The following is a 23,683-nucleotide window of genomic DNA, read 5'->3' on the forward strand; positions in this document are numbered from 1 at the left end:
TAACAATCTTCACGTTCGCCGCTCACGAACGGGACCAAACGACCCGGCCGCCGAAGACCGTCAGGTCCACCGGCGCGGCCACGACGTCCTCGTCCGCCGTCGCCGCGCTGACGCACAGGTCGGCGACCTTGCCCGGGGTGAGCGTGCCCTTCCAGCCCTCGGCGAAGTCCTGCCGCGCTCCGGCGATCGTATAGGTGGCCAGGGCCTCGGTGAGCGAGACCCCCTCGCCGTCGCGGGCGACCAGCGCGGCCACGCCCGCCCGCCAGTCCGGCGCGGTCACCGGCGCGTCGGAGCTGCACGCGGTCAGCACGCCCGCGTCGATCGCCGAGCGGGCCGGCCACTCCTGCTCGGCCGCCCGCGCGCCGAACAGCTCGCGCGTGGTGCCCGACTCGACGCGCTGCAGCACCGGCTGGAGGTTGATCCCGTAGCCCAGCTCGCCGAGCGTGGCCAGCGCCTGCTTCGAGGCGAACTGGCCGTGGATCACGTAGTGGCGGGGGTCGGCCCTCGGGTGCTCGCGGGAGATGGCGGCCAGCGCGTCCACGACGGCGTCCACGCCCCGGCTGCCCACCACGTGCACGCCCGCCTGCAGGCCGGCCACGTGCACCAGGCGCAGGATCTCGTCCAGCTCGGCGACCCGCTCGGCGTCCGTGCCGCCGTGCGTGCACAGCGAGCCGTGCCCGCCCGACGGGTACGCCTCCCGCATCCAGGCCGTCTCCGACGGCGGGATCCCGTCGGCGAACACCTTCACGCCCAGCAGCCGGACCAGCCGCTCGTCCACGCCGTCCAGGTCGCCCGGCAGGCGGTCGAGGTAGGCGGCGGTGTCGGCGACCGAGGCGCCCGACATCGGGCTCGGCAGGCCCAGCACGCTCACCCGCGCGGTCAGTTCACCGGCCCGCGCCAGCTCCGCGTACGCGCCCAGCACCCCCGGCCCCATGCCGCCCGCGAACGCCTCCCCGCCGCCCGGCCCGAGGCCCGGCTCGGTGAAGCTGGTGATCCCGGCCCGGTTCAGCTCGGCCACCACCTCGCGCAGCACCCGCCGCAGGCCACCCGCCGGTGGCGGCACCAGGCGCTGGACCAGGCCCTGGTCCCCGTGGTGCAGCAGGCCGTCGCCGTCGTCGGGCAGCCCGGCCAGGCGCAGCGCGGCGGAGTTCGCCCACGTCGTGTGGCCGGAGAAGTCCTGGAGCAGGACGGGATGGTGGGGGGCGACGTCGTCCAGGTCCGTCCTCGACGGCGGGCGGCCCTCGGCCAGCCGGCCGGGGTTCCAGCCGATCCCGCGCACCCACTCGCCGGGGCCGGCGGCGCGTACCGCGGCGGCGACCCGCTCCCGCACCTCGGCGATCGACCCCACCGCCACGTCCACGCAGAACGGCGGGCGGGTCAGGCCGTAGCCGCAGGCGTGCAGGTGGGAGTCGTTGATCCCGGGCAGCAGGACGCGGCCCCGCAGGTCCACCACTTCGGCCGCGCTCCAGCCGGCGGCGTCGCCGACGTGCGCGATCACGCCGTCGCGCACCGCCACGCCCGTCGCGTACGGCCGCGCCGGGTCCATGGTGAGCACCCGCCCGTTGACCAGCAGAAGATCCGCGTTCGTCATGAATCAGCTCCCAAATAGGCGCGCCTGAGCGCGGCATCCGACTCGCGCAGCGGCGCGGGGTCGCCGCCGTAGGTGATCGCGCCGTGGGCCAGCACGTACGCGCTGTCGGCCAGGGCCAGGGCCGCGTGCGCGAACTGCTCGACCAGCAGCACCGCGCAGCCCTCGTCGGCCAGCCGCCGGATCACCGGCAGCAGCCGGCGCACGACGCCCGGGGCCAGGCCGAGCGACATCTCGTCGAGCAGCAGCGCCACGGGACCGGTCCCGATGGCCCTGGCCAGGACCAGCATCTGCTGCTCGCCGCCGGACAGCAGCCCGGCCCGCACGTCCAGCCGCCGCTCCAGCTCGGGGAACAGCTCCAGCGCGCGCCGGGGGTCGCCGGCCAGGTCCAGGTTCTCCCGCGTGGTGAGCGTGGCGAACACGGCGCGGCCCTGCTCCACGTGTGCCAGGCCGTGCCGGGCCCGGTGGGTGCGCGGCCGGCCGGTCAGCGTGGTCCCGCCGAGGACGATCTCGCCCCCGGCGGCGGGCAGCACGCCCGAGACGGCTTCGAGCAGCGTGGTCTTGCCCGCGCCGTTCGGGCCGAGCAGCACGGTGACCTGCCCGCGCGCGGCGGTCAGCGTCACGTCCCTGACCACCGGCTGGCCGCCCCTGGCAACGGTCACGTCCCGCAGCACGAGGTCCATGGGCTCGCCTCCCGTCCGCCCGCTCACGCGGCGGGCTCCTGGCCCAGGTAGGCCCGCAGGACGCCGGGCTCGGCGAACACCTCGGCGGGCGGGCCCTGGGCGATGACGCGGCCGAAGTCCAGCACGGTCACGCCCGTGCACGCCGCCCTGACCAGGTCCAGGTCGTGCTCGATGAGCAGGACGGCGGCGCCGTACCGGGCGGGCACCCGCCGCAGCCAGGCGCCCAGCCGTTCGCTCTCGGCGTGGCCGAGGCCGGCGGCGGGCTCGTCCAGCACCGCGACCGCGGGGCGGGCCAGCAGCGTCCCGGCCACCTCCAGCAGCCGCCTGCTGCCCACGTCGAGCGCGGCGATCGGGTCGCCGGGCGCCGCCGCCACCAGCCCGGCCAGGCCCTCCGCCAGCTCGGCGTCGCTGAGGGAGCGGCGCGCGGCGAAGCGCAGGTACTCGCGCACCGACAGGCCCACCGGCACCCGGTCCTGCTGGAACGTGCGGCGCAGCCCGGCCCTGGCGCGCCGGTGGACCGCCGTGCCGCCCCGGGCGCCGGCGACGGCCACGCCGCCGACCTCGACCAGGCCGCCGCCGGCGGGCACGAACCCGCTGATCGCGTCGACCAGGGACGACTTGCCGGCGCCGTTCGGGCCGACCAGCCCGTGCACCTCGCCGGCGAGCACGGTGAGGCCGACGCCGTCCACGGCCACGACCTGGCCGTACCGTACGCTGACGCCCTCGATCCGCAACGCCGGCGGCCGTCCGGCCGGACCGGGCGCGGGCAGCTCGGGCCCGGCCGCGGCGGGCACGCCCGGCCCGGCGCCGGCCCGGTGGGAGCGGCGGGAGCGGCGGGAGCGGCGGGCGCGCACGGCGGCGCGCAGACCGTCGCTCATGCCCGAGCCCTGCGTCATCGCCTGCACCGCGCCCACCGCGAACACGACGTTCGCCCACTGCTGCGGCACGCCGAACCGCCGCAGCAGCTCGCTCACCAGCACGCCCAGCGCCCCGCCGATGAGCGCGCCCTCCGCGTGGTGGGCGCCCGCCATCACGGCCACCGCGTAGGCGACCAGCGACTGCCCCGGGTCGAAGTTGCGCGAGACCACCATGGCGAGCTGCCCGGCCAGCAGCGCCCCCGACACGCCCGCGATGAAGGCGCTCACCGCGAAGGCGCTCAGCTTGGCCCCCGGCACGCTGGTCCCGGCCGCCGCCGTGGCCCGTTCGGACTCCTTGAGCGCCCGCCACGACGCCCCGAGCCGGGTCCGCCGCACCACCGCCAGCGCCACCGCCACCAGCGCGAAGACGCCGCAGCAGAACAGGAAGAACTGGCGGTCGGAGGTCAGCCCCGCCGGACGGCCCACCACCACGCCCTGGCTGACGCCGGGGAAGGAGTTGGCGGCCATCACGACGTCCACGGTCGCGGCGAAGCCCAGCGTGACGATCGCCAGGTGCACGCCGCGCAGCCGCAGCGCAGGCAGGCCGATGAGCAGCCCGAACGGCACGGCGGCCAGGCCCGCGAGGGGCAGCCAGACGTACAGGCCGCCGGGGACGCCCCAGACGTTGAGCTGGGCGGTGGTCCAGGCGCCGATGGCGGCGAAGGCCATCTGGCACAGCGACACCATCCCGGCCTGCCCGGCCACCACGCCGAGGCTCTGCAGCAGCACCCCGGAGATGACCGCCGACATCGCCAGGAACACCCAGTACGCCGGCAGCCCGGCGGCCGGCCCGTAGGCCGCCGCCGCCATCAGGACGCCCGCGACCGCCCACCGCACCACCGGCCGGTCAGCGGGACGCATCCCACACCTCCCGGCGCCGGCTCCACAGGAGGATCAGCAGGATGGCCGCGAACGGCACCACGTCCCGGTACTGCTGCACCACCGCCGACCCCGCGAGCACCCCTTCGAGCAGCCCGAGCGCCAGGCCGCCGGCCAGCGTCCCGGCCAGCCGCCGCAGCCCGCCGAGCAGCGCCGCCGCGCAGGCGGGCACGATGAGCATGCTCAGCGACAGGATGTCGCTCGACCGTACGGGCGCCACCACCAGCAGCACCAGCGACGACAGCGCGCCGGCCAGGGCCCACACGGTCACGGTGAGCGCCCGGGTGCCGATGCCCAGCAGCTCCGTGGTCACCGGCCGCTCGGCCATGGCGCGCAGGCGCAGGCCCAGCGGTGTCCGGGTGAGCAGCAGCCAGGTGCCCGCGCCGATCACCACGGCCAAAGCGAGCAGCACGACCGCGCCCTGTGTCACCACGACGCCGGCCAGCGTGGCGACGCGGCCCGCGGCCGGGTTCGGCAGCACCCGCGGCTCGTCGCCGAAGGCGATGTAGGCCAGCGCGATGATCCCGATGAGCTGCGCGATCGACACCGCGGTACGGGTCTGCGGCCCGCTCTCGGCGAACCAGCGCGTCATCACGAACCCGCACCCGGCCGACACCAGCGCCCCCGCCGTCACCCCGGCCAGGGCCGCCGCCCAGTACGGCCACCCCGCCCCGGTGAGCGCGGCCATCACGTACACCCCGGCCACGCCGGTCGCCGCGACGGCCAGGTTCACCGTCGCGGTCAGCCGGTACATGGCGGTGAGCAGGAGGCCGAGGGCGGCGAACGTGCCGCCCGCGGCCAGCCCCGAGACCAGGCCCTGGAACATCAGCCGAGGGTCCCCGGGTAGCGCACCCACTCGCGGGTGACCACGTGCCACGCGCCGCCCCTGAGCTGGACGATCTTGCCGGCCCGGTTGGAGAAGTGCCTGGGGGCCTGCCCGAACTCGTACGGGGTGCCGGTCAGCGGGGTCTGGACGGGCTTGAGCGCCTGGAACGCCGCCGTCACCGACTCCCGGGTGATCGGTCCCTTGATCGTCTTCAGCGTGTCCACGAAGTACGTGGCCGCCAGGTAGCCGCCCTGCCCGAAGGAGGTCAGCGGCACGTTCTTCGAGGTCATGAGCGTGCGCCAGTCCTTCAGCGCGGGCGAGTCGGCCTCGGTGAACGGCTCGAACTCGGCGTTGGCGTACATGCCGTCGCCGTCGGCGCCCAGGGCCTTGGCGACGGCCTCGGTGTAGGGGGCGGTGGTCATCAGCCAGTCGATCCCGCTGACGCCCTGCTGCTTGACGACCTTCATCCAGGAGATTGCCATCGGCTCGGTGCCGTTGTACAGGACCGCCTGGCAGCCCTCCCGCCGGGCCCGCAGCACGAACGGCGTCGGGTCGGAGTCCGGCTTGACCGTCCGGTCGTCCAGGGTGAGCTTCTTGCCGGTGAGCGCGGTCCAGCTCTTCACGGCCCCGCCGTAGGCGTCGTTGGTGTTGCCGAGGATCGCCAGGAACATGCAGACCTTGTCCCGTTTGAGCACCTCGGAGGCGTAGTAGAGGTTGATCGCCATGTTGAGGTACGGGCCGGTGTTGACCGGGGAGATCGCCGGGGACTCGAAGCAGGTCGGGTCGACGCCGGTGCCCTGGACGGAGACGATCCGCGACTGCTGGTAGAAGGGGGCGTTCACGGCGCAGTCGAGCAGGCTGGCCGAGCCGACCAGCGCCACCACGCCCTGGTTGGTGACGACGTCCCTGGCGGCCTGGGCGGCGGCGGCCGGATCGCCCTTGTCGTCGGCGCTGACGTACTCGATCTTGTGGCCGTTGACGCCGCCCTGCTCGTTGACCCGGTCGAAGACGGCCTTGGCGGCGGCCGAGGAGTCGGGGAAGGTGACCGCGCCGCTCAGCGAGCTGACGCCGCCCACCTTGATGACGTCGCCGGCGGCGCCGGACGAGGCGGCCGGCGGGTCGTCGGACAGGCCGCACCCGGCGACCAGGAGCAGGGCGGCGAGCGGGACGGCGAGTGCCCTCATGGGGATCATGGGCGACCTCTCTGCGGATTTTGGAGGGATCGTAAGGGGCCAAACGAGTTGGTTCAAGAGCTAGCTTGCTTAAGATCGTTCGGGTATGAATGCAAGATGAAGCAACCGCGCATGCAACTCGTGCTGTCCGAGAACTGGACGATGACCTCGGCCCGCGACCTGCCGGTGCTGGTCCGGTGGGCGCGTGAGGCCGAGGACGCCGGGTTCGACTCGGTCATGGTCAGCGAACACCTGGTGCTCGGCCCCGACGCCGGCGCCCGGGGCCGCATGGCCAACCCCCGCGAGTACGCGCTGCCCGGCAACCAGGACCCGTTCACGCCGTGGCCGTACTCGCTGGGCCTGCTGGCGGCCGTCGCCTCGGTCACCACCCGGCTGCGCCTGGCCGCCGCCGCGGTGCTCGCCCCGCTGCGCCACCCACTGGCGCTGGCCCGCGAGCTCGGCACGCTCGACCTGCTGTCGCAGGGCCGGCTCGTCGTGCTGCCCACCGTGAGCTGGAGCCGCGACGAGTACGCCGCGCTCGGCGTGCCCTTCGAGCGGCGCGGTGAGCTCCTCGACGAGCACCTGGAGATCTGGGAGCTGCTCTGGCGGGACTCGCCGGTCACCTACCACGGCCGGCACTACCGGTTCGACGAGGTGTACTTCGAGCCGAAGGCGTACCGGGAGAGCGGGCCTGCGCTGTGGTTCGGCGGCGCGCGGACGAGCGGCCGGCTGCTGCGCCGGATGACCCGCTGGGGCAGCGGGTTCAACCCGCTCGGCTACCCGCCCGCCGAGGACATGAAGGCGCTGGCCGACGGCATGAAGGCGGCCGGTCGTGACATCGGCGAGCTGGAGCTGGCCGGTGGCACGCGGGCCGTCTTCCCCGACGCCGTCTCCTGCGCGCCGCTCGGCCCCGCCCTGGAGCACATCCCGGCCCGGATGGCCGAGGGCTACACCACGTTCTGCATCAAGCCGTCGCAGTTCATCGACGACCCGGACGGCGTGGGCGCGTTCTGCCGCGAGGTCATGCGGCGCGTGGGGGAGCTGACCGGCTGAGGACGTCGCGCGGCCGGCCCTCATCCGGCCGCGCGACGGGATCATGGGACGAGCGCCTCCCGGACCAGGGCCGTGTCGGTGAACTGCTCGAACCTGGTGGCCACGCCGTCCGCCAGGTGCCAGACGTGGGTGAAGCGCACCTTCATCGACTTGCCGGTGGCGCGGTAGGTGCCGCTGTAGTGGCCGATCACGACGACCACGTCGCCGCCGTCCACGAACTCCTCCGGCTCGGCCTGGTAGCCGTCCCACTCGCTGCCCAGCTTGGCGAACACCTCCGACAGCACCTGCTGCGGCCCCACGTACGTGCCCGCGTACGGGAAGCCGGCCATCTCCGTCCACCGGGCCGCCGGGCCCAGCAGGGACACGATGCCGGTCACGTCGCCGGCCGCCGAGGCCGCGTAGGAGGCGCGTACGGCGTCGAGATTGTCGCTCATCTGTGTTTCTCCTCAGACCGGTTCCTCACCGGCCGGATAGGTGACCTGACCCAGCGGCTCGATGTGCGCGCCGCCGGGGGAGTGGTGGATCTCGCCCTCGCCCGACAGGCCGAAGAAGGTGCCGACCGTGCGCAGGGCGGTCCAGTCGTAGAGCCAGGTGGCCGCGACCGGGATGCGGAACTCGCGGAAGGTGAACACGTACAGGCCGTCGGCGATCTTCCAGGCGGCGGCCAGGTCGACGTCGCCGTGGCCGCGCTGCGCGCCGGCCAGGCACTGCCAGGCGTAGCGCTCGGAGCTGAGGTAGACGTGCTCGTAGAGGTGCTCCGGGCTGTAGCGGTACAGGGCCCGGCGGCCGATCAGCTCGCGGGTCGGCGCGGGCGGCTCGCCGGTGACCTCCCGGCCCTCGATCACGCCGGGCGTGAACGTCTGCGACACCCGCGGCTGCCCCGGCACCGGCTCGGGCGCGATGACCGAGACCACGCGCAGCGCCCGGCCCGTGCTGGTGTGCAGGACGGTGACCGTGTACTCGCGGGGCCGTTCGGCGTGCGCGCGGCCGACGTAGAACAGGTCCTCGCGCATGGCCACGGCCTCGTACGGCTCGGCCGGTCCGCCGTCGGCGTGCACCTTGTAACGCCCGGCGAAGGCCAGGGACGTCTTGCTGCCGTCGTCGAAGGTGAGGTCCACCTCGGTGCCCGCGAGCGCGTACGTGGCCGGAAGGCGGTTCGTGGCGATCCCGGGCGCGAAATCGTCCATGTTCTTCCAACCGGCAGGGCGATCGGTCATGGCCGCTCCTTCCTCCACGAATTCGTCTATGAAATCATATAGCTTCCCGTTGTAAAGGAGTAGGCGATGAGGCTCAAGGGAAAGGTCGCGCTGATCACCGGGGCGGGCACCGGCATCGGCGCGGCGACCGCCCGCAGGTTCGCCGCCGAGGGCGCCTCGGTCATGCTGACCGGCCGCCGTCCCGGGCCGCTGGCCGAGGTGGCCGCGGACCTCGGCGACGCGGCGGCCGTGGCCTGCGCGGACATGTCCGACACCGTCCAGGCGCGGGCGGCGGTCGAGGCGTGCCTGGGCCGCTTCGGCGGGCTCGACGTGGTGGTGGCCAACGCGGGCGGCCACGGGGGCGGGCCGGTCGGCGAGACCGACGACGCGTCCTGGCGGCTCAGCCTCGACGCCAACCTCAACACCTGCTTCGTGACCTGCCGGGAGGCGCTGCCGGCGCTGGTGCGGTCGAAGGGGGCGATCGTGGTCGTTTCGTCGATCGCGGGCCTGGCCGCCGGCCCAGCCGTATCCGGATATGTCACTACGAAACACGCGCTCATCGGCCTGACCCGCTCGATCGCCCGCGACTACGGGCCCCAGGGCGTCCGGGCCAACTGCCTGTGTCCCGGCTGGGTGCGCACGCCGATGGCCGACGAGGAGATGGACGTGCTGGTCGGCCGGGACGGCATCACCCGCGACGCGGCGTACGAGCTGGTCACCAAGGACGTGCCGCTGCGCCGCCCGGCCACCGCCGACGAGATCGCCGCGATCTGCCTGTTCCTCGCCTCACCGGACAGCGCCGTCATGACCGGCAGCGTGGTCGTGGCCGACGGCGGCGCCACCGCCGTTGACCTGCCCACCCTCGCCTTCGACTGATCGGCGACGCCTAGGACCCCGTTTCCCGGGCAAAGGGGAGTTCTTCCGCAAACCCCCAGGAGGAACGGTGAGCACCGCACAGAGCGCGGGCCGCGAAGCCATGGACGCGGGCCGCGAGGCCAAGAACGCGGCCCGCAGAGCAGCGGACAGCCCGGCGATGACCACGCTGGCCCGCATCGGACTGGCCTGCCGCGGCGTGCTGTACGCGCTGATCGGAGTGCTGGCGTTGCAGATCGCCTTCGGCGACGGCTCCCGCCAGGCCGACAAGTCGGGAGCCATCACCACCATCGCCGGACTGCCCTTCGGCCAGGTGCTGCTGTGGATCATGACGGTCGGCTTCGCCGGGCTGGCGCTGTGGCAGGCGTCGGAGGCGCTGTTCAGCCACCGCAAGGCGAGTGACCGCGTGCAGTCGGCCTTCCGCACCGGCGTGTACGTCCTGATCTGCGTGACCCTGCTGAGCGTGCTGCTGGCCGGTCAGGCCAAGTCCGACGACAAGCAGTCGCAGAACCTGACGAGCAAGCTGCTCGACCTGCCCGGCGGCCAGGTCATCGTCGGCCTGATCGGGCTCGGCATCGTCGCCCTCGGCATCTACTGGATCCGCGAGGGCATCACCAAGAAGTTCGAGCGCGAGCTCGACCTCGGCCGCATGTCGCCCAAGGCCCGCAAGGTGATGGAACGGCTCGGCCAGGCCGGCTACATCGCCCGCGGCGTGATCACCGGCGGCGCCGGCGTCTTCGTCGGCTACGCGGCGGTCACCTTCGACCCCGACAAGGCGGGCGGTATCGACGCCACCCTGCGGCGCTTCGCCGACACGCCGGTGGGGCCGTGGCTGCTCGCGCTGGTGGCCCTCGGGCTGCTGCTGTTCGCGGGCTACTGCTTCGGCGAGTCCCGCTGGCGCCGTACCTGAGGCGTCCCGAGCGGCGCACACGCGGCGGGTCCCCGGCACGGGGGCCCGCCGTTTCGTGTGCGCGCCCCGGTCAGGAGGGGCGCCCGGTGACCACCGCGCGGCCCATCGCCGGGTCGTCGCAGAACGCGCCGTCGATGCCCAGCTCGACCAGCCTGCTCAGCCAGCCGGCCACGTCGCCGGTGGCCCGCCCGTAGGCCGGGCTGGACGGGTTGCCCCTGCGGTGGTCGGCGGGCAGCTGGGAGTTCTCGTTGCGGATCGTCCACACGTGCACCTCCAGCCGCCTGCGGTGGGCGTCCTGGACCAGGGTGGTCGGGGGCAGTGTCGCGCCCGAGGCGTCCACCGGGACCACGCGGCGGGTGTCCACGCCGATCCCGGCGGCGTACCGGGCCACCTCGCGCAGCCCGTCGGGGGTCACCATGTCGTCGTAGGTGCGCGTGCTGCCGGAGGCGACCCAGTCGTAGGGCGCGCCGCCCGAGGTGATGAGCTGGATGAGCGGCAGCCGCGTCCGTCCGCGCAGCTCGCGCAGGTTCGCCGTCTCGAAGGACTGGATGTACGCCTTGCGCACGTGGTACCGGTTCAGCACCTCCAGCAGCGGCTCCTCCAGCGACAGGCCGATCGAGTCGAAGTACGTCGGGTGCTTGGTCTCGGGATAGACCCCGACGCCGTGCCGCTGCGCGAGCCGGACGACCTCCTCGAACGTGGGGATCTCGGCCAGCCCGTCGAAGGCGGTGTTGTCCGGCCGCAGGTCGGGCACGCGTTCCTTGGCCCGCAGCGTCTTGAGCTCGGCCAGCGTGAAGTCCTCGGTGAACCAGCCGGTGACCGGCCGGCCGTCCACGGTCCTGGTGGCGCGCCGATCGGCGAACTCGGGGTGGGCGGCCACGTCGGTCGTGCCGGAGATCTCGTTCTCGTGCCGGGCGACCAGCACGTGGTCCTTGGTGGAGACGAGGTCGGGCTCGATGTAGTCGGCGCCCATGGCGATGGCCGCCTCGTAGGACAGCAGCGTGTGCTCGGGCCGGTGGGCGCCGGCGCCCCGGTGACCGATCACGACGGGTGCCTGGCCGCGGCGCTCGGCCGTGGCGGGTGGCGTCTGGGTCAGCACGACAGCGACCGTACCGCCGGCCAGGAGGGCGGCCAGCACGCTCGCGAACAACCTGCGCGTCGTCATGCGGGCACGGTAGACCGCCGAGGTGGCCCGGACGTTACGCCTGGGCGCACAGTGCAGGACGCGGCGGAACGGGTTCAGCCGAGGCCGAAGCGGGGGATCGGCAGGTCCTCGGTGGCGACGTGCACGATATGCGCCTCGGTGTAGACGTCGATGCTGTACCGGCCGCCCTCCCTGCCCAGGCCGCTGGCCTTCACGCCGCCGAAGGGCGTGCGCAGGTCGCGGATGTTCTGGGAGTTGATCCAGAGCATGCCGGCCTCGACGGACTGGGCCAGGCGGTGGGCGCGGCGCAGGTCGCTGGTCCACACGTAGGCGGCCAGGCCGTACCGGGTGGCGTTGGCCAGCTCCAGGGCCTCCTTCTCGGTGGCGAAGGGGGTGACGCAGACGACCGGGCCGAAGATCTCCTCCTGGAAGATGCGCATCGCGGGCGTCACGTCGGCGAAGACCGTGGCGGCCAGGAAGTTGCCCTCGGGCAGGCCGTCCGGGCGGCCGCCGCCGGCCACCAGGCGGGCGCCCTCCGCGACGCCGGCCCGCACGTACGACAGGACCCGCTCGTAGTGCTCGGGGTGGATGAGCGCGCCCAGCTCGGTCGCCAGGTCGTGCGGCGGCCCGACGCGCACCCGCGCGGCGCGCTCGGCGAGCCGGGCCACGAACTCCTCGTAGACGGTGTCCTGGACGAGCACCCGCGAGCTGGCCGTGCAGCGCTCGCCGTTGAGCGAGAAGACGCCGAACACGGCCGCGTCGAGCGCCCGGTCCAGGTCGGCGTCGTCGAAGACGAGCAGCGGGGACTTGCCGCCCAGCTCCATCGACAACGTCTTGAGACCGGTGGCGGCGTCGCGCATGATCGTCTGGCCGGTGGTGGTCTCGCCGGTGAAGGAGATCACCGGCACGTCGGGGTGGGCCACCAGCGCCGCCCCGGCCCGCTCGCCGATGCCGTGGACGAGGTTGAACACGCCGGTCGGCAGCCCGCCCTCCTCCATGATCTCCGGCAGCAGGCTGGCCGAGAGCGGTGACCACTCGGCCGGCTTGAGCACCACCGGGCAGCCGGCCGCCAGGGCGGGCGCGAGCTTCCAGGTCTCCAGCATGAACGGCGTGTTCCACGGCGTGATCAGCCCGGCCACGCCGACCGGCTTGCGTACGACGTAGTTGAGCTGGGCCGAGCCGACGCGGTAGACGTCCTCGCCCAGGCTGCTGATGACGTCGGCGAAGAAGCGGAAGTTGTGCGCCGCCCGCCGGGCCTGGCCCTTGGCCTGGGTGATCGGCAGCCCGGTGTCGCCGCACTCCAGCTCGGCGATGCGCTCGTCGCGCGCCTCGATGGCCGCCGCGATCCCGCGCAGCACCGCCGCCCGCTCCTCGCCCGGCATCCGCGGCCACGGCCCGTCGGTGAACGCCCTGTGCGCGGCGCGCACGGCCAGGTCGACGTCCTCGGCGTCCCCGGAGGCGACGGTCAGCGCTTGGCGGTTGGTCGCGGGTTCCAGCGAGGTGAACGTCTGGCCGGACACGCTGGGCACGTGGGCCCCGTCGATGTAGTGCTCCAGGTTCAACGGGCGATCTCCTTGCACTGGGACGGCGGCCCCCCGGCCACGGGCGCGATCGATCCCCTGTCGGACGTGCGGCCGGACCGCCATCTCATGGCACTCCTCCTCCGCCCCGCCACGATGATTTCCCAGGTGGAAGGCCCAGCGGCAGGCCCCTCGCAACCCCGTCAAATCGTATAGGACATCGTCGATGATACATGGGGAACCTATGGACAGAAATATCTGATGTCGTACATGATTTGTCCATCGGGGCAGGACGCACGGCGCTTCGAGGAGGATGCGTATGCGATGTCCACGACGCCTGGTGTGGTGGGCCGCGATCGCGCTGCTGGTCTCCGCCTGCGGGACGGGCCAGGACGGCGGCGCGGCCAGGACGGCCTGCGGCACGGGGAAGCCCGCCACCGGGACCCCGATCACCGTGGGCGCGATCGTCACCGCGAGCGGCGGCATCGACTTCAGCTCGGCCACCAAGGCGGCCAAGGCGTACTTCGACTGCGTCAACGCCGGCGGCGGCATCGGCGGCCGTCCGGTCGAGTACCTGGTCGAGGACGACGGACTCAACCCGCAGAAGGCCTCGGCCCTGGCCACCAAGCTGGCCGGCAACCGGGACCTGGTCGCCCTGGTCGGCGGCTCCAGCTTCGTCGCCTGCGGCGTCTCCGGCCCGATCTGGGAGCAGAACGGGCTGTTCGACGTGCTCGCGGTCGGCGTGCCCAGGGCGTGCTTCGAGTCGCCGCGCATCGCCCCGGTCAACGCCGGCCCCAGGGTCAGCGCCGTGGCCGCCGCCCAGTACGCCGTCGAGGTCAAGGGCGCCAGAAGGGTCGCCCAGATCAGCAACCGGGTGCCCGGCGTCGGCGACTGGACCCAGGACGGCGTGCGCGCCTACCTCAGGACCAAGGGCCTGACCTCGGCCGGCGACGTGCTGCACGACCCCGGCGTCAAGGACGCCACCGCCGTGCTGCTCGAGGCCATGCGGGGCCGCCCGGACGCGATCATCCTCCAGGACCCCGCCCCCGACGACGCCGCCATCCTCAAGGCCGCCCAGGCCCAGGGCCTCAAGGACAAGGTCACCTTCGTCTGCCTGACGCCCTGCTACGACACCACCTTCCCCGGCCAGGTCGGCAGCTACTGGGAGGGCTTCGTGTCCAACTCCGAGTTCACCATGCTCGACGCCGGCACCCCGGACAACAAGCTCTGGCGCCGCGTCATGGACGAGTACGCCGACGACAAGGCCCCCCGCGACTCCTTCTCCCAGGGCGGCTTCCTGGCCGCCAAGATCTTCGTCGACACCCTGACCAGGACCGGCGGGACGATCGACCGCGCCTCGGTGAGCCGGGCCCTGTCGCAGATCAAGGGCTTCCGCAGCGACCTGCTCTGCGCCCCCTGGTACTTCGGCCGCGCCGCCCGCCACAACGCCAACCACGACACCCGCTACGTCACGATGAAGGGCGGCGGCTGGACGAAGATCAAGGACTGCACGCCCACCCAGGACCCCGACCTCGCGCCGATACTGCGGGAGGAGAAGCAGTTGGGGCTGACCGGCTGATGCTGCCGTTCGTCATCAGCGGGCTCGCCCTCGGCGCCGTCTACGCGCTGTCGGGCGTGGGCATCGTCGTGCTCTACCGCGCCACGGGCGTGCTCAACCTGGCCTACGGCGCGATCGGCGCGATCGGCGCGCTGCTGTCCTGGCAGCTCCTGCAGGACGGCTGGCCGGTCGCGCCCGCGCTGGCGGCCGCGCCGCTGCTGTCGGCGCTGCTGTCCGGCCTGTACGGCGGCCTGGTCGGCCCGCTCGTCGCCGCCCGCGACCCGCTGGTCAAGGCGGTGTGCACGCTCGGCCTCGCGCTCGTGCTGCTCGGACTGTGCTACTGGACGTGGAGCGACGACCCGCGCACGCTCACCCTGCCGACCGACACGGCCGGGTTCGACGTGGGCGGCGCGCGGGTCACGCTCACCCAGGCGATCGCGCTGGCGCTGGCCGTGGCGCTGACCGCCGGCACCGCCGTGCTGCTGCGCCGGACCGGCTTCGGCACCGCCATGCGCGCGCTGGCCGACGACCGCGAGATCAGCGCGCTGCTCGGCGTGCCCATCCGGCGGGTCGAGACCGTCACCTGGGCCGCGGGCGGCGCGGTGGCCGGGCTGACCGGGCTGGTGCTCGGCTCGCTGACCCGGCTGGAGGCGGGCACCCTGACCTTCCTGGTGATCGCCTCGCTGGCGGCGGGCGTGGTCGGCCGCTTCCGGTCGCTGCCGGTCACGCTGGCGGCCGGGCTGGCGATCGGGCTGGCCGAGGCCCTGGGCGGGGCGTGGGAGCAGACCGCGCCGTACCGGTCGGTGGCGCCGTTCGCGGTGGCCGTCGCGGCGATCCTGTGGCTGCAGCGCACAGGGGCGCGGGCCAGGCGCGGCGGCACGGTCGAGGTGCGCCCCGCCGAGCCCGCGCTGTCGGCGCGGACCCGGCCGCTGCCGCCCGGCGACGCCCGCTCGGTCCTGCGCGTGGTGCTCGGGCTGGCCGCCGGGGCGGCGGCGCTGGCGGTGCTCGTGCCCCTGGCCGTGGACGGCTACTGGGTGCGGGTGCTCACCTCCGCGGTCATCTTCGTCATCCCCGCCGCGGGCATCGCCCTGCTGTACGCCCGGCTCGGGCTGGTCTCGCTCGGCCAGGTGGCGCTGCTCGGCGTCGGCGGCTGGGTGGCGCTGCGGCTGGCGTTCGCCACCGGGTGGCCGTTCCCGCTGGTCGTGCTGGCGGCCGGGGCGGTCACCTGCCTGGTCGGCATCGTGTACGGGCTGCCCGCGCTGCGCCTGTCCGGCGTGGACCTGGCCCTGGTGACGCTCATGGCCGGCGGGGCGTTCCAGGTGGCGTTCTCGGCGACCGGGTTCCCCGACGGCGGGCCCGGGTTCCTCGGCCGGGTGGCGGGCAGCGGGACGCAGCAGGCCATGCCGCGCCCCTCGATGGCGTCCTCCGACGCCGGGTTCTTCCGGTTCGCCGTCCTGTGCGCGGTGCTCGCGCTCGTCCTCGTCGTGCTGCACCAGCGCGGCCGGCCGGGCCGGGCGTGGGCGGCGATCAGGAGCGGCGAGGCCGGCGCGCTGGCCGTCGGCGTGGCCCTGACCAGGTACAAGGTGTGGGCGTTCGCGCTGGCGGCGTTCGTCACCGGGACCGCCGGGGCGCTGCTGGCCGCCAACACCGGGCGGCTGGACCCGATCTCGTTCCGGGCCTCGGACTCGGTGCTGCTGTTCGCCGTCGTCCTGGTCGGCGGCGCGTACGGGCTGACCGGCGTGGTGCTGTCCGGCGTGGTCGGCCAGGTCGTGCCGGCCGCCCTCGACGCCGCCGGGCTCGACGGCAACCTCATGCTCGTCGTCTTCGGCGCGGGCACCGTGCACGCCCTGGTCACCGCGCCCCGCGGCATCGGCGGGCAGCTAGAGGACCTGCGGCGGCCCGCATGAGGCTGGAGATCGAGGACCTGCGGGTGCGCTTCGGCGGCGTGCGCCCGCTGGACGGCGTCGCCCTGACCTTCGACGCCGGCCTGTGCGGGCTCATCGGGCCCAACGGCGCGGGCAAGACCACCCTGTTCAACGTGCTGTCCGGCTTCGTGCGGCCGGTCTCCGGGCGGGTCACGGCCGGGGGCGCCGACCTGCTGGCGCTCGCGCCGCACCGGCGGGCCAGGTGGGGGCTGCGCCGCACGTTCCAGCAGGAGCAGGTGGTCGCCGAGCTGAGCGCGGCCGGCAACCTGCGCCTGGCCGCCGACCACCTGGGCGGCCCGGACGAGGGCCTGCTCGCCTTCTGCGGCCTGAGCGACCCCGGACGCCCGGCGGGCGAGCTGACGCTGCCGGAACGGCGGCGGCTCGAACTGGCCCGCGCCCTGGTCGGCACGCCCAGGATCGTGCTGCTCGACGAGCCGGCCGCCGGGCTGTCGGAGGCGGAGTCGCGGTCGCTGGCCGAGGTGGTGACGGCCGTGCCGGACAAGTTCGGAGCGCTCGTGGTGCTCATCGAGCACGACGTGGCCCTGGTCGGCGCGGTCTGCGCGACCACGGCCGTGCTGGACTTCGGCCGCCTGGTCGCCGCCGGCCCGACCGCGGCGGTGCTGGCCGACGAGCGGGTGCGCGCCGCCTACCTGGGGGAGGCGCCGTGAGCCTGGAGGTGCGCGACCTGCGCGTGCGCAGGGGCGGGCGCGAGGTGCTGCACGACGTGCCGCTCGACGTGCCGCCCGGCGAGATCACCGCGCTGCTCGGCGCGAACGGCGCGGGCAAGAGCACGCTCGTGCTCGCCGTGGCCGGGCTGCTGCCGGTCGAGGCGGGCGCGGTCACCGCCGACGGCGACGAGCTGACCGGGCTGCGCCCCGAACGCGTCCGGGCGCTGGGCGTGGCCGCCGTCCCCGAGGGCCACCGGGTGCTGCGCTCGCTGAGCGTGGCCGACAACCTGCGCGTGGCCGGGCCCGACCCCGGACCGGCCCTGGCCGCCTTCCCGGAGCTGGCCGGGCTGCTCGACCGGCGGGCCGGCACGCTGTCCGGCGGCCAGCAGCAGATGCTCGCCCTGGCCCAGGCCGTCACCGGCGGGCCGCGCTACCTGCTGGTGGACGAGCTGTCCTTCGGCCTGGCCCCCGCCGTGGTGTCCAGGCTCGTCCCCGCCCTGGCCGCGCTGGCCGAGGCCGGCGCCGGGGTGCTGCTCATCGAGCAGTACACCCGGCTCGCCCTGGAGCTGGCCACCCGCGTGCACGTGCTGGACCGGGGCCGGATCGTCCTGCGCGGCACGCCGGACGAGCTGCGCGGCCGGCTGCGTTCGGCCTATCTGGGAGCGGGCGATGGAGACCTTTGACGTCGTCGTGGTCGGCGCGGGCTCGGCGGGCGCCGCGGTAGCCCGCCGGCTGGCCGACGACCAGGCGCTGCGCGTGCTGCTGCTGGAGGCGGGCGGCCCCGACGTCAACCCCGACATCCACGACCCCGGCGGGGTGTTCCGGCTGTGGGGCGGCCCCGAGGACTACGACTACCGGGTGGCGCCGCAGCGGCGGCTGGGCGGGCGGCGTCCGCACTGGCCGCGCGGGAAGGTGCTGGGCGGCTCGTCCTCGCTCAACGGCATGATCTTCGTCAGGGGCGCGCCGGCCGACTACGACGCCTGGGGGCCCGGCTGGTCGTACCCCGAGGTGTTGCCGTACTTCAAGCGGCTGGAGGACTTCGATCGCGGGCCCGGCGACTACCACGGCGTCGGCGGCCCCGTACGGGTGATCGCCGACTACGCGCCGCACCAGGTCAACGCGGCGATCGTGGCCGCCGCCGTGGAGCAGGGCCTGCCGTTCAACCCCGACTGCAACGGCGAGCGTCCCGACGGCGCCGGGTTCTGCCAGCTCACGATCCGGCACGGCCGCAGGCACAGCACGGCCGACGCCTACCTGCGCCCGCGCTGCGACCGGCCCGTCCTGGAGATCCGCACCGGGGCCCGCGCCCGCCGGCTGCTCCTGCGCGGGCGGCGGTGCGTGGGCGTGGAGTACCGCCAGGACGGCCGCCTGCACCGGGTCGGGGCCGCCCGCCAGGTCGTGGTCAGCGCCGGGACCGTCGAGTCGCCGCGCCTGCTCCTGCTGAGCGGCCTCGGCGACGCGGCCGAGCTGCGCCGGCACGGCATCAAAGCGGTGGAGGACCTGCCCGGTGTCGGACGCAACCTGCACGACCACGCGCTCGTCCCGGTGATCGTGGCCGCCCGCCGGCCCGTGCCGCCCGCGATGCCCGGCCTGCAGCCGATGCACAGCCAGCTCTTCTGGCGCAGCCGCCCCGGCCTGCCCGGCCCCGACGTGCAGCCGCTGTTCTTCCACGTCCCCCTGTACGACGAGGGCATGACCGGCCCGCCGGACGCCTTCACGCTCATGGCCGGGATCGTCCGGCCGGAGAGCAGGGGCCACCTGGCGCTGACCTCGGCCGACCCCGACGCCCCGCTGCACATCGACCCCGCCTACCTGGAGGCGGCCGCCGACCGCGCGTGCATGCGCGCGGCCGTCGAGCTGTGCCGGGAGCTGGCCCACGCCCCCGCCCTGCGGGAATGGGCGGGCGCGGAGCTCTACCCCGGCGACCGTGAACTGTCCGAGCACATAGAGAGGACCTTGGTGACCTACCACCATCAGGTCGGGACCTGCGCCATGGGAACCGTCGTGGACCAGCGGCTCAGAGTCCACGGCATCGACGGGCTGCGCGTCGCCGACGCCTCGGTGATGCCCGCCGTCACGTCAGGGAACACGAACGCGCCCGCCATCATGATCGGCGAGCGGTGCGCGGACATGGTGCGAGAGGAGATCGGCTCATGACCGGCCTGTACATCGGCGGCGCCTGGGGCCCGGCCGCGGACGGCGCGACGTTCGCCACGCTGGACCCGGCCGAGGCCACCGTGATCACCAAGTGCGCCGAGGCGGGCCCCGCCGACGTGGACCGGGCGGTGGCGGCGGCCCGGGCCGCGCTGGACGACCCGGCCTGGGCCGAGCTGCCCGCAGCCGCCCGCGCGAGGCTGCTGTGGAAGGTGGCCGACCTGGTGGAGGAGCACGCCGACGAGCTGGCCGAGCTGGAGACCAGGGACAACGGCCAGCCGCTGGCGGTGGCGCGGAACGTGACAGTCCCCGGCACCGCCGAGCATTTCCGATATTTCGCGGGATGGTGTACGAAAATCGAGGGCTCGGTGTTGCCCGTCTCGTACCCCGACACCCTGCACTACACCCGGCGCGAGCCGGTCGGCGTGTGCGCGCTCATCACCCCGTGGAACTTCCCGCTGATGATCGCCGCCTGGAAGCTCGCCCCCGCCCTGGCCTGCGGCAACACGGTGATCGTCAAGCCCGCCGAGCAGACCCCGCTGACCACGGCCCGGCTGGTGGAGCTGATGGCGCTGGCCGGTTTCCCGCCCGGCGTGGTGAACCTGCTGACCGGCGGCCCGGAGACCGGCGCGGCGCTGGCCGGGCACGCGGGCGTGGACAAGATCTCCTTCACCGGCTCGACGTCGGTCGGCCGCTCGCTCGTGCACGCCAGCGCGGGCAACCTCAAGCGCCTGACGCTGGAGCTCGGCGGCAAGACCCCGAGCATCATCGCGGCCGACGCCGACATCGACGCCGCGGTGGCGGGCAACGTCCAGGGCGCGCTGTTCAACAGCGGCCAGGTCTGCGCCGCGTACTCGCGCTTCTACGTCGACCGCAAGCGCGTCGACGAGTTCACCTCGAAGATGGCCGCCGCGGCCGACGCGCTCAAGGTCGGACCCGGCCTCGACCCGGCCACCGACCTCGGCCCGCTGATCAGCGAGGACCACCTGATGGCCGTGGACGCCCACGTCCGCAGCGCGCTGTACGATGGCGCCCAACTCGTCACCGGCGGCAGGCGCGCCGACGGCCCCGGCTTCTTCTACCGCCCGACCGTGTTCGCCGAGGTGACCGACACCATGGCCGTGGCCCGCGAGGAGGTGTTCGGGCCCGTCATCCCCGTGCTGGCCTACGACGACCCCGACGAGATCGTCGGCCGCGCCAACGGACTGGAGTACGGCCTGGCCGCCTCCATCTGGACCAACGACCTGTCGACCGCCCACCGCCTGGCCGCCCGGATCCGGGCGGGAGCCGTGTTCATCAACATGATCCATGTGCCCGACGCCGCCACCACGTGGGGCGGCTACAAGGCCAGCGGGTGGGGGAGGGAGATGGGCCCGTACGCCATCGACGCCTACACCGAGGTCAAGGGTGTCTGGACGCACCTGGGGAGGGTGTGATGGGAGAGCTCGTCCTGGCAGCCAAGATCACGCATGTGCCGTCGATCTGGCTGTCGATCCAGCCGGGCCGGCACTTCGGCATCCGCCGGCCCGCCGAGCTGGCCCTGACCGAGGTCGGCAGGCGGGCGCGGGAGCTGGGGGTGGACACGTACCTGATCGCCGACACCCACTGGATGAACAGCATCGGCTTCCACCTCAACGGCAAGGAGCGCCACCGCGACTCCTACGCCAGCCACGAGCTGCCGCACTTCATCCACGACCTGGACTACGACTACCCGGGCGACCCCGAGCTGGCCGAGCTGATCCGCGCCGAGATCGCCGCCGGCGGGCAGAAGGCGCTCGTGCACACCTACCGCGACCTGGGCCTGGAGTACGCGACGCTGGTGCCGATGCACTTCATGAACGAGGACTCCGCCGTGCGGGTGTTGCCGATCGGCTGCAACATCTACTCCTCGATCGACGAGAACCGGCGCATCGGCGAGGCGCTGCTGCGCGGCATCCAGCAGAGCGACCGCCGGGTCGCCTTCCTGGCCAGCGGCTCGCTCTCGCACGCCTTCCCCTCGAACGAGACCGCCGAGTCGCTGCTCAACGAGGTCAGCAGCCCGCTCAACCGGAAGATCGACATGGCCGTGCTGGACATGTGGGCCGAAGGGCGCATCGGCGAGTTCCTGGACATGTTGCCCGACTACAACGTGCGCTGCGCGGGGGAGGGCGCGATGGCGGACACGGCGATGTTGTTCGGGCTGCTGGGGTGGCGGTCGTACAAGGGGCGGGGTGAGCAGTTGTGCCCGTACTTCGGCTCGACGGGAACCGGGCAGGTGGTCGTGGACTTCCCCGTTCCCGCGTACGATAAGATCTGAAATCATATGTGAAATAGGACAGACGGAGGTTCTGGATGGCGGGGCTGTTCTCCCGGTGGCCCGGCCCTCGCCCCTCCGGAACCCCGCGCGGACCCGCCGTCCGCGCGGGGGACCAGGCGCCGCCCGTGCTCGTGGTCGGGCAAGATGAGGGGATGACAGCGGGCGTCCAGCGTATCGTCGAGGTGACTCCGGGGGCGGAGCCGGTGAGGGCTCCGGGCGGTCGCGTCGAAGCGCCGGCGGGCGCGGGCTTCCGCGACGCCATCATGAAGGTCCTGCAGAGGTGATGGTGAGCAGCACGAGAAAACCGGCCCAGGCCAAGCGGCCCAAGGGCTCCAAGGCCGAGATCAGCTACGACCTGCTGCGGGCCCGCATCCTCGACGGCACGTACGGCCCCGGCTACCGGCTGGTCATGGACCAGCTCGCCCGGGAGACCGGCGTCAGCACGATCCCGCTGCGCGAGGCCGTGCGCAGGCTGCAGTCCGACGGGCTGGTCGAGGTCGTGCGCAACATCGGCGCCCGGGTCGCCGTCTTCGACTCGGTGCAGGTCGAGCACACCCTCAACGTGCTGGCCCGGCTGGAGGGCTACGCCACGGCCATCTGCGCGCCGCACATGGACACGGCCAAGATCCAGGAGTCGCGCGAGATCAACGAGCGGATGAAGGAGGCGCTGGAGGAGTTCGACCCCACCTCCTTCACCGCGCTCAACCGCGAGTTCCACTTCTCGCTCTACCGCCACTGCCCTGACGAGCACCTCAACGCCCTGCTGGAGTCGGAGTGGGCGCGGCTCGACCACATGCGCCGCTCCAGCTTCACGTACGTGCCGGGGCGGGCGCGCAAGTCGGTGGAGGAGCACGACCACCTGCTGACCCTGATCGAGGGCGACGCCGAGGCCGAGGTGATCGAGCAGGCGGCCCGCAACCACAAGATCGCCACCGCGGACGCCCTGCACACCGCCCAGGTCTCCCGGCAGCACTGACCTCCGGGCAGCCCCGACGTCCTGCGGCGGGGCTCCTGGCCTCGGGACGGGGCAGGGCGGGGCGGGCAGGGCTTCGGGGCGGGGCTTCGGGTCAGGGCTTCGGGTCAGGGCTCCAGGCTGAAGAGCGTCCATTCCTCGCCCCGGGCCAGCCCCGCCAGCTCGCGCCCGCACTCCCGCAGCGCCTGCGGGCCCGAGGTGATGTGCTGGGCGCCGGCGTGCGCGTCCCGGAACAGGCGCTGGAGCACGCCGTCGCGCAGCGCCGTCGTGCCGCCCGAGGCGTAGGCGAACCCGGCCACCTCGGTGAGCGTCGAGGTGGCGTGGTTGAGCGCGAGCCGTACCATCGTCTCCTGGCGGGTGGACAGCGGGCCGCCCGCGTCCAGGGTGCGTTCGGCGTCCTCCCACGTCTCGCGGACCAGGGCGCGCGCCGCCCGCAGGGCCGCCTCGGCGCGGGCGAAGCCGGTGTGGAAGGCGTCGCTGACGGCGAGCTGACCCGGACGTCCGGCGCGGGCCGCGACGTGCCGGCCCAGCTCGTCCAGCAGGCGGCGGCCGAGGCCGAGCGCCCAGCCGGAGTGGCAGATCAGCGCCTGGTCCAGCAGGCCGAGCCGGTAGATCGCGCCCCCGCGCAGGGGCTCCCGCTGGGCGAACAGGTGCGTGCGCGACTCCGGCACGAAGGCGCCGTCGATGGCGTAGTCGACGCTGCCGGTGGCGCGCAGGCCCAGGACGTCCCAGTTGCCGAGCAGCTCGGCGTCCTCGACCGGGGTGATGAAGATGCGCTCCTCGCCGGTGCCCTCCACGACGCCCAGGCTGTGCACGTACTGGGCGTGCGGCATGGCCGAGGCGAAGCTCCATCGGCCGGTCAGCCGGAAGCCGCCGTCCTCGCGCACGGCGGTGCCCGGCCTGGTGCCCTGGCCCGCGAACAGCGGCGTGCGGGGGCCGCCGAAGATGTGCTCGACGGCGTCGTCGCCCAGGTAGGCGCCCGCCGTGCCGTTCTCCAGGGTGGTGGCCATGACCACCCAGCCGGTCGAGGCGTCGGCGTAGGTCAGCTCCTCGAAGAGGGCCAGCAGCTCCGACGGTGACAACTCCGAGCCGCCCAGCGCGGCGGGCAGCCAGATGCCGAACAGCCCGGCCTCGTGCAGGGCGGCCACGACGGGCTCGGTCAGCCTGCCCAGCGCCTCGGCCTCGGCCGCCTCGCCCTCGATCAGCGGGCGCAGGTCGCGGGCGCGGTCCAGGTGGGTGGGGCCGGCTGAGTGCAGTCGCGGCTTGTCGCTCATGTCCCGGTGCTCCTGTTCGTGATCGTCGGCGGTCCTTACTCCGTCAGATCACGTCCTCGCCCGGTTGTCCACCC

Annotated in this window: 21 protein-coding genes; 11 read left to right on the top strand and 10 right to left on the bottom strand. The window is 73.8% G+C overall.

Annotated features, from left to right (window positions below):
• Nucleotides 1-22: 22 nt before the first annotated feature.
• Genes ABZ444_RS25440 through ABZ444_RS25460 form a run of 5 tightly spaced genes read right to left on the bottom strand, consistent with a single transcriptional unit; the run spans nucleotide 23 to nucleotide 6,086 of the window.
• Nucleotides 23-1,591: an amidohydrolase family protein gene (locus ABZ444_RS25440; RefSeq protein ID WP_358001511.1), complete on the bottom strand. Its 1,569-nt coding sequence runs from the start codon at nucleotides 1,589-1,591 to the stop codon at nucleotides 23-25.
• Nucleotides 1,588-2,298: an ABC transporter ATP-binding protein gene (locus ABZ444_RS25445; RefSeq protein WP_358001514.1), complete on the bottom strand. Its 711-nt coding sequence runs from the start codon at nucleotides 2,296-2,298 to the stop codon at nucleotides 1,588-1,590. Before ABZ444_RS25445 ends, ABZ444_RS25440 begins: the two co-directional genes overlap by 4 nt.
• Entirely contained in the window at nucleotides 2,295-4,049 is a 1,755-nt protein-coding gene (locus ABZ444_RS25450; RefSeq protein WP_358001517.1) for an ATP-binding cassette domain-containing protein, read from the bottom strand. The genes ABZ444_RS25445 and ABZ444_RS25450 overlap by 4 nt, the downstream gene beginning before the upstream one ends.
• Nucleotides 4,036-4,893: a branched-chain amino acid ABC transporter permease gene (locus ABZ444_RS25455; protein WP_358001520.1), complete on the bottom strand. Its 858-nt coding sequence runs from the start codon at nucleotides 4,891-4,893 to the stop codon at nucleotides 4,036-4,038. Before ABZ444_RS25455 ends, ABZ444_RS25450 begins: the two co-directional genes overlap by 14 nt.
• On the bottom strand, nucleotides 4,893-6,086 hold the full coding sequence (locus ABZ444_RS25460; RefSeq protein WP_358001523.1) for an ABC transporter substrate-binding protein: 1,194 nt from the start codon (nucleotides 6,084-6,086) through the stop codon (nucleotides 4,893-4,895). The genes ABZ444_RS25455 and ABZ444_RS25460 overlap by 1 nt, the downstream gene beginning before the upstream one ends.
• A 96-nt stretch (nucleotides 6,087-6,182) precedes the next feature.
• On the opposite strand from ABZ444_RS25460, the gene ABZ444_RS25465 reads away from it, so the two are divergent.
• Nucleotides 6,183-7,118: a TIGR03619 family F420-dependent LLM class oxidoreductase gene (locus ABZ444_RS25465; protein ID WP_358001526.1), complete on the top strand. Its 936-nt coding sequence runs from the start codon at nucleotides 6,183-6,185 to the stop codon at nucleotides 7,116-7,118.
• A 41-nt stretch (nucleotides 7,119-7,159) separates the two neighbouring features.
• On the opposite strand, the gene ABZ444_RS25470 is transcribed toward ABZ444_RS25465, so the two are convergent.
• Both ABZ444_RS25470 and ABZ444_RS25475 read right to left on the bottom strand, forming a co-directional pair.
• Complete coding sequence (locus tag ABZ444_RS25470) at nucleotides 7,160-7,552, bottom strand: nuclear transport factor 2 family protein (RefSeq protein WP_358001529.1); 393 nt, start codon at nucleotides 7,550-7,552, stop codon at nucleotides 7,160-7,162.
• Nucleotides 7,553-7,564: 12 nt separating this feature from the next.
• Nucleotides 7,565-8,335, bottom strand: a complete 771-nt coding sequence (locus ABZ444_RS25475; protein WP_357976968.1) for a MoaF C-terminal domain-containing protein — start codon at nucleotides 8,333-8,335, stop codon at nucleotides 7,565-7,567.
• A gap of 66 nt (nucleotides 8,336-8,401) precedes the next feature.
• Here ABZ444_RS25475 and ABZ444_RS25480 point away from each other — a divergent pair, with 66 nt between their 5' ends.
• On the top strand, nucleotides 8,402-9,190 hold the full coding sequence (locus tag ABZ444_RS25480; protein WP_357976965.1) for an SDR family NAD(P)-dependent oxidoreductase: 789 nt from the start codon (nucleotides 8,402-8,404) through the stop codon (nucleotides 9,188-9,190).
• A 67-nt stretch (nucleotides 9,191-9,257) separates the two neighbouring features.
• Nucleotides 9,258-10,097, top strand: coding sequence for a DUF1206 domain-containing protein (locus tag ABZ444_RS25485; RefSeq protein WP_358001532.1), 840 nt, complete (start codon nucleotides 9,258-9,260; stop codon nucleotides 10,095-10,097).
• 70 nt (nucleotides 10,098-10,167) lie between these two features.
• Here ABZ444_RS25485 and ABZ444_RS25490 read toward each other — a convergent pair whose 3' ends face one another.
• Nucleotides 10,168-11,262, bottom strand: a complete 1,095-nt coding sequence (locus ABZ444_RS25490) for a glycerophosphodiester phosphodiesterase (protein ID WP_358001535.1) — start codon at nucleotides 11,260-11,262, stop codon at nucleotides 10,168-10,170.
• Between the two features lie 74 nt (nucleotides 11,263-11,336).
• Nucleotides 11,337-12,803, bottom strand: a complete 1,467-nt coding sequence (gene hpaE / locus ABZ444_RS25495) for a 5-carboxymethyl-2-hydroxymuconate semialdehyde dehydrogenase (RefSeq protein WP_358001538.1) — start codon at nucleotides 12,801-12,803, stop codon at nucleotides 11,337-11,339.
• Nucleotides 12,804-13,080: 277 nt separating this feature from the next.
• Between hpaE and ABZ444_RS25500 the strand changes: the two genes are divergently transcribed.
• The 8 genes from ABZ444_RS25500 to ABZ444_RS25535 all read left to right on the top strand — a co-directional run bounded on the left by ABZ444_RS25500 (nucleotide 13,081) and on the right by ABZ444_RS25535 (nucleotide 22,338).
• The gene (locus ABZ444_RS25500; RefSeq protein WP_358001541.1) at nucleotides 13,081-14,340 is read left to right on the top strand and encodes an ABC transporter substrate-binding protein; all 1,260 of its coding nucleotides are present in this window, start codon (nucleotides 13,081-13,083) and stop codon (nucleotides 14,338-14,340) included.
• Nucleotides 14,340-16,226: an ABC transporter permease gene (locus ABZ444_RS25505; RefSeq protein WP_358001544.1), complete on the top strand. Its 1,887-nt coding sequence runs from the start codon at nucleotides 14,340-14,342 to the stop codon at nucleotides 16,224-16,226. Before ABZ444_RS25500 ends, ABZ444_RS25505 begins: the two co-directional genes overlap by 1 nt.
• A complete protein-coding gene (locus ABZ444_RS25510; protein ID WP_358001547.1) occupies nucleotides 16,223-16,912 on the top strand; it encodes an ATP-binding cassette domain-containing protein in 690 nt (229 codons plus the stop codon). Before ABZ444_RS25505 ends, ABZ444_RS25510 begins: the two co-directional genes overlap by 4 nt.
• A complete protein-coding gene (locus ABZ444_RS25515; RefSeq protein WP_358001550.1) occupies nucleotides 16,909-17,595 on the top strand; it encodes an ATP-binding cassette domain-containing protein in 687 nt (228 codons plus the stop codon). The genes ABZ444_RS25510 and ABZ444_RS25515 overlap by 4 nt, the downstream gene beginning before the upstream one ends.
• Entirely contained in the window at nucleotides 17,582-19,069 is a 1,488-nt protein-coding gene (locus ABZ444_RS25520) for a GMC family oxidoreductase N-terminal domain-containing protein (RefSeq protein ID WP_358001553.1), read from the top strand. Before ABZ444_RS25515 ends, ABZ444_RS25520 begins: the two co-directional genes overlap by 14 nt.
• Nucleotides 19,066-20,502 (top strand): aldehyde dehydrogenase family protein, encoded by a 1,437-nt coding sequence (locus tag ABZ444_RS25525; protein ID WP_358001556.1) that lies wholly within the window; start codon nucleotides 19,066-19,068, stop codon nucleotides 20,500-20,502. Before ABZ444_RS25520 ends, ABZ444_RS25525 begins: the two co-directional genes overlap by 4 nt.
• On the top strand, nucleotides 20,502-21,362 hold the full coding sequence (gene hpaD / locus ABZ444_RS25530; RefSeq protein WP_357976934.1) for a 3,4-dihydroxyphenylacetate 2,3-dioxygenase: 861 nt from the start codon (nucleotides 20,502-20,504) through the stop codon (nucleotides 21,360-21,362). The genes ABZ444_RS25525 and hpaD overlap by 1 nt, the downstream gene beginning before the upstream one ends.
• 283 nt (nucleotides 21,363-21,645) lie before the next feature.
• Complete coding sequence (locus ABZ444_RS25535) at nucleotides 21,646-22,338, top strand: GntR family transcriptional regulator (protein ID WP_358001559.1); 693 nt, start codon at nucleotides 21,646-21,648, stop codon at nucleotides 22,336-22,338.
• Nucleotides 22,339-22,442: 104 nt separating this feature from the next.
• Here the strand turns inward: ABZ444_RS25535 and ABZ444_RS25540 are convergent, their stop codons facing one another.
• Nucleotides 22,443-23,609 carry an acyl-CoA dehydrogenase family protein gene (locus ABZ444_RS25540; RefSeq protein ID WP_358001562.1) on the bottom strand — a complete coding sequence of 389 codons (1,167 nt, stop codon included), beginning with the start codon at nucleotides 23,607-23,609 and terminating at the stop codon, nucleotides 22,443-22,445.
• Between the last annotated feature and the right edge of the window lie 74 nt (nucleotides 23,610-23,683).

The organism is Nonomuraea sp. NPDC005730 (assembly GCF_040630865.1).
GTDB lineage: Bacteria > Actinomycetota > Actinomycetes > Streptosporangiales > Streptosporangiaceae > Nonomuraea.

What these genes read in the sequence shown, in the direction of transcription:
- ABZ444_RS25440 (WP_358001511.1), bottom strand. Translation starts at nt 1,591, where the DNA reads ATGACGAACGCGGATCTTCTGCTGGTCAACGGGCGGGTGCTCACCATG.
- ABZ444_RS25450 (WP_358001517.1), bottom strand. Translation starts at nt 4,049, where the DNA reads ATGCGTCCCGCTGACCGGCCGGTGGTGCGGTGGGCGGTCGCGGGCGTC.
- ABZ444_RS25455 (WP_358001520.1), bottom strand. Translation starts at nt 4,893, where the DNA reads ATGTTCCAGGGCCTGGTCTCGGGGCTGGCCGCGGGCGGCACGTTCGCC.
- ABZ444_RS25460 (WP_358001523.1), bottom strand. Translation starts at nt 6,086, where the DNA reads ATGATCCCCATGAGGGCACTCGCCGTCCCGCTCGCCGCCCTGCTCCTG.
- ABZ444_RS25465 (WP_358001526.1), top strand. Translation starts at nt 6,183, where the DNA reads ATGAAGCAACCGCGCATGCAACTCGTGCTGTCCGAGAACTGGACGATG.
- ABZ444_RS25470 (WP_358001529.1), bottom strand. Translation starts at nt 7,552, where the DNA reads ATGAGCGACAATCTCGACGCCGTACGCGCCTCCTACGCGGCCTCGGCG.
- ABZ444_RS25475 (WP_357976968.1), bottom strand. Translation starts at nt 8,335, where the DNA reads ATGACCGATCGCCCTGCCGGTTGGAAGAACATGGACGATTTCGCGCCC.
- ABZ444_RS25480 (WP_357976965.1), top strand. Translation starts at nt 8,402, where the DNA reads ATGAGGCTCAAGGGAAAGGTCGCGCTGATCACCGGGGCGGGCACCGGC.
- ABZ444_RS25490 (WP_358001535.1), bottom strand. Translation starts at nt 11,262, where the DNA reads ATGACGACGCGCAGGTTGTTCGCGAGCGTGCTGGCCGCCCTCCTGGCC.
- ABZ444_RS25500 (WP_358001541.1), top strand. Translation starts at nt 13,081, where the DNA reads ATGCGATGTCCACGACGCCTGGTGTGGTGGGCCGCGATCGCGCTGCTG.
- ABZ444_RS25505 (WP_358001544.1), top strand. Translation starts at nt 14,340, where the DNA reads ATGCTGCCGTTCGTCATCAGCGGGCTCGCCCTCGGCGCCGTCTACGCG.
- ABZ444_RS25510 (WP_358001547.1), top strand. Translation starts at nt 16,223, where the DNA reads ATGAGGCTGGAGATCGAGGACCTGCGGGTGCGCTTCGGCGGCGTGCGC.
- ABZ444_RS25520 (WP_358001553.1), top strand. Translation starts at nt 17,582, where the DNA reads ATGGAGACCTTTGACGTCGTCGTGGTCGGCGCGGGCTCGGCGGGCGCC.
- ABZ444_RS25525 (WP_358001556.1), top strand. Translation starts at nt 19,066, where the DNA reads ATGACCGGCCTGTACATCGGCGGCGCCTGGGGCCCGGCCGCGGACGGC.
- hpaD (WP_357976934.1), top strand. Translation starts at nt 20,502, where the DNA reads ATGGGAGAGCTCGTCCTGGCAGCCAAGATCACGCATGTGCCGTCGATC.
- ABZ444_RS25535 (WP_358001559.1), top strand. Translation starts at nt 21,646, where the DNA reads ATGGTGAGCAGCACGAGAAAACCGGCCCAGGCCAAGCGGCCCAAGGGC.
- ABZ444_RS25540 (WP_358001562.1), bottom strand. Translation starts at nt 23,609, where the DNA reads ATGAGCGACAAGCCGCGACTGCACTCAGCCGGCCCCACCCACCTGGAC.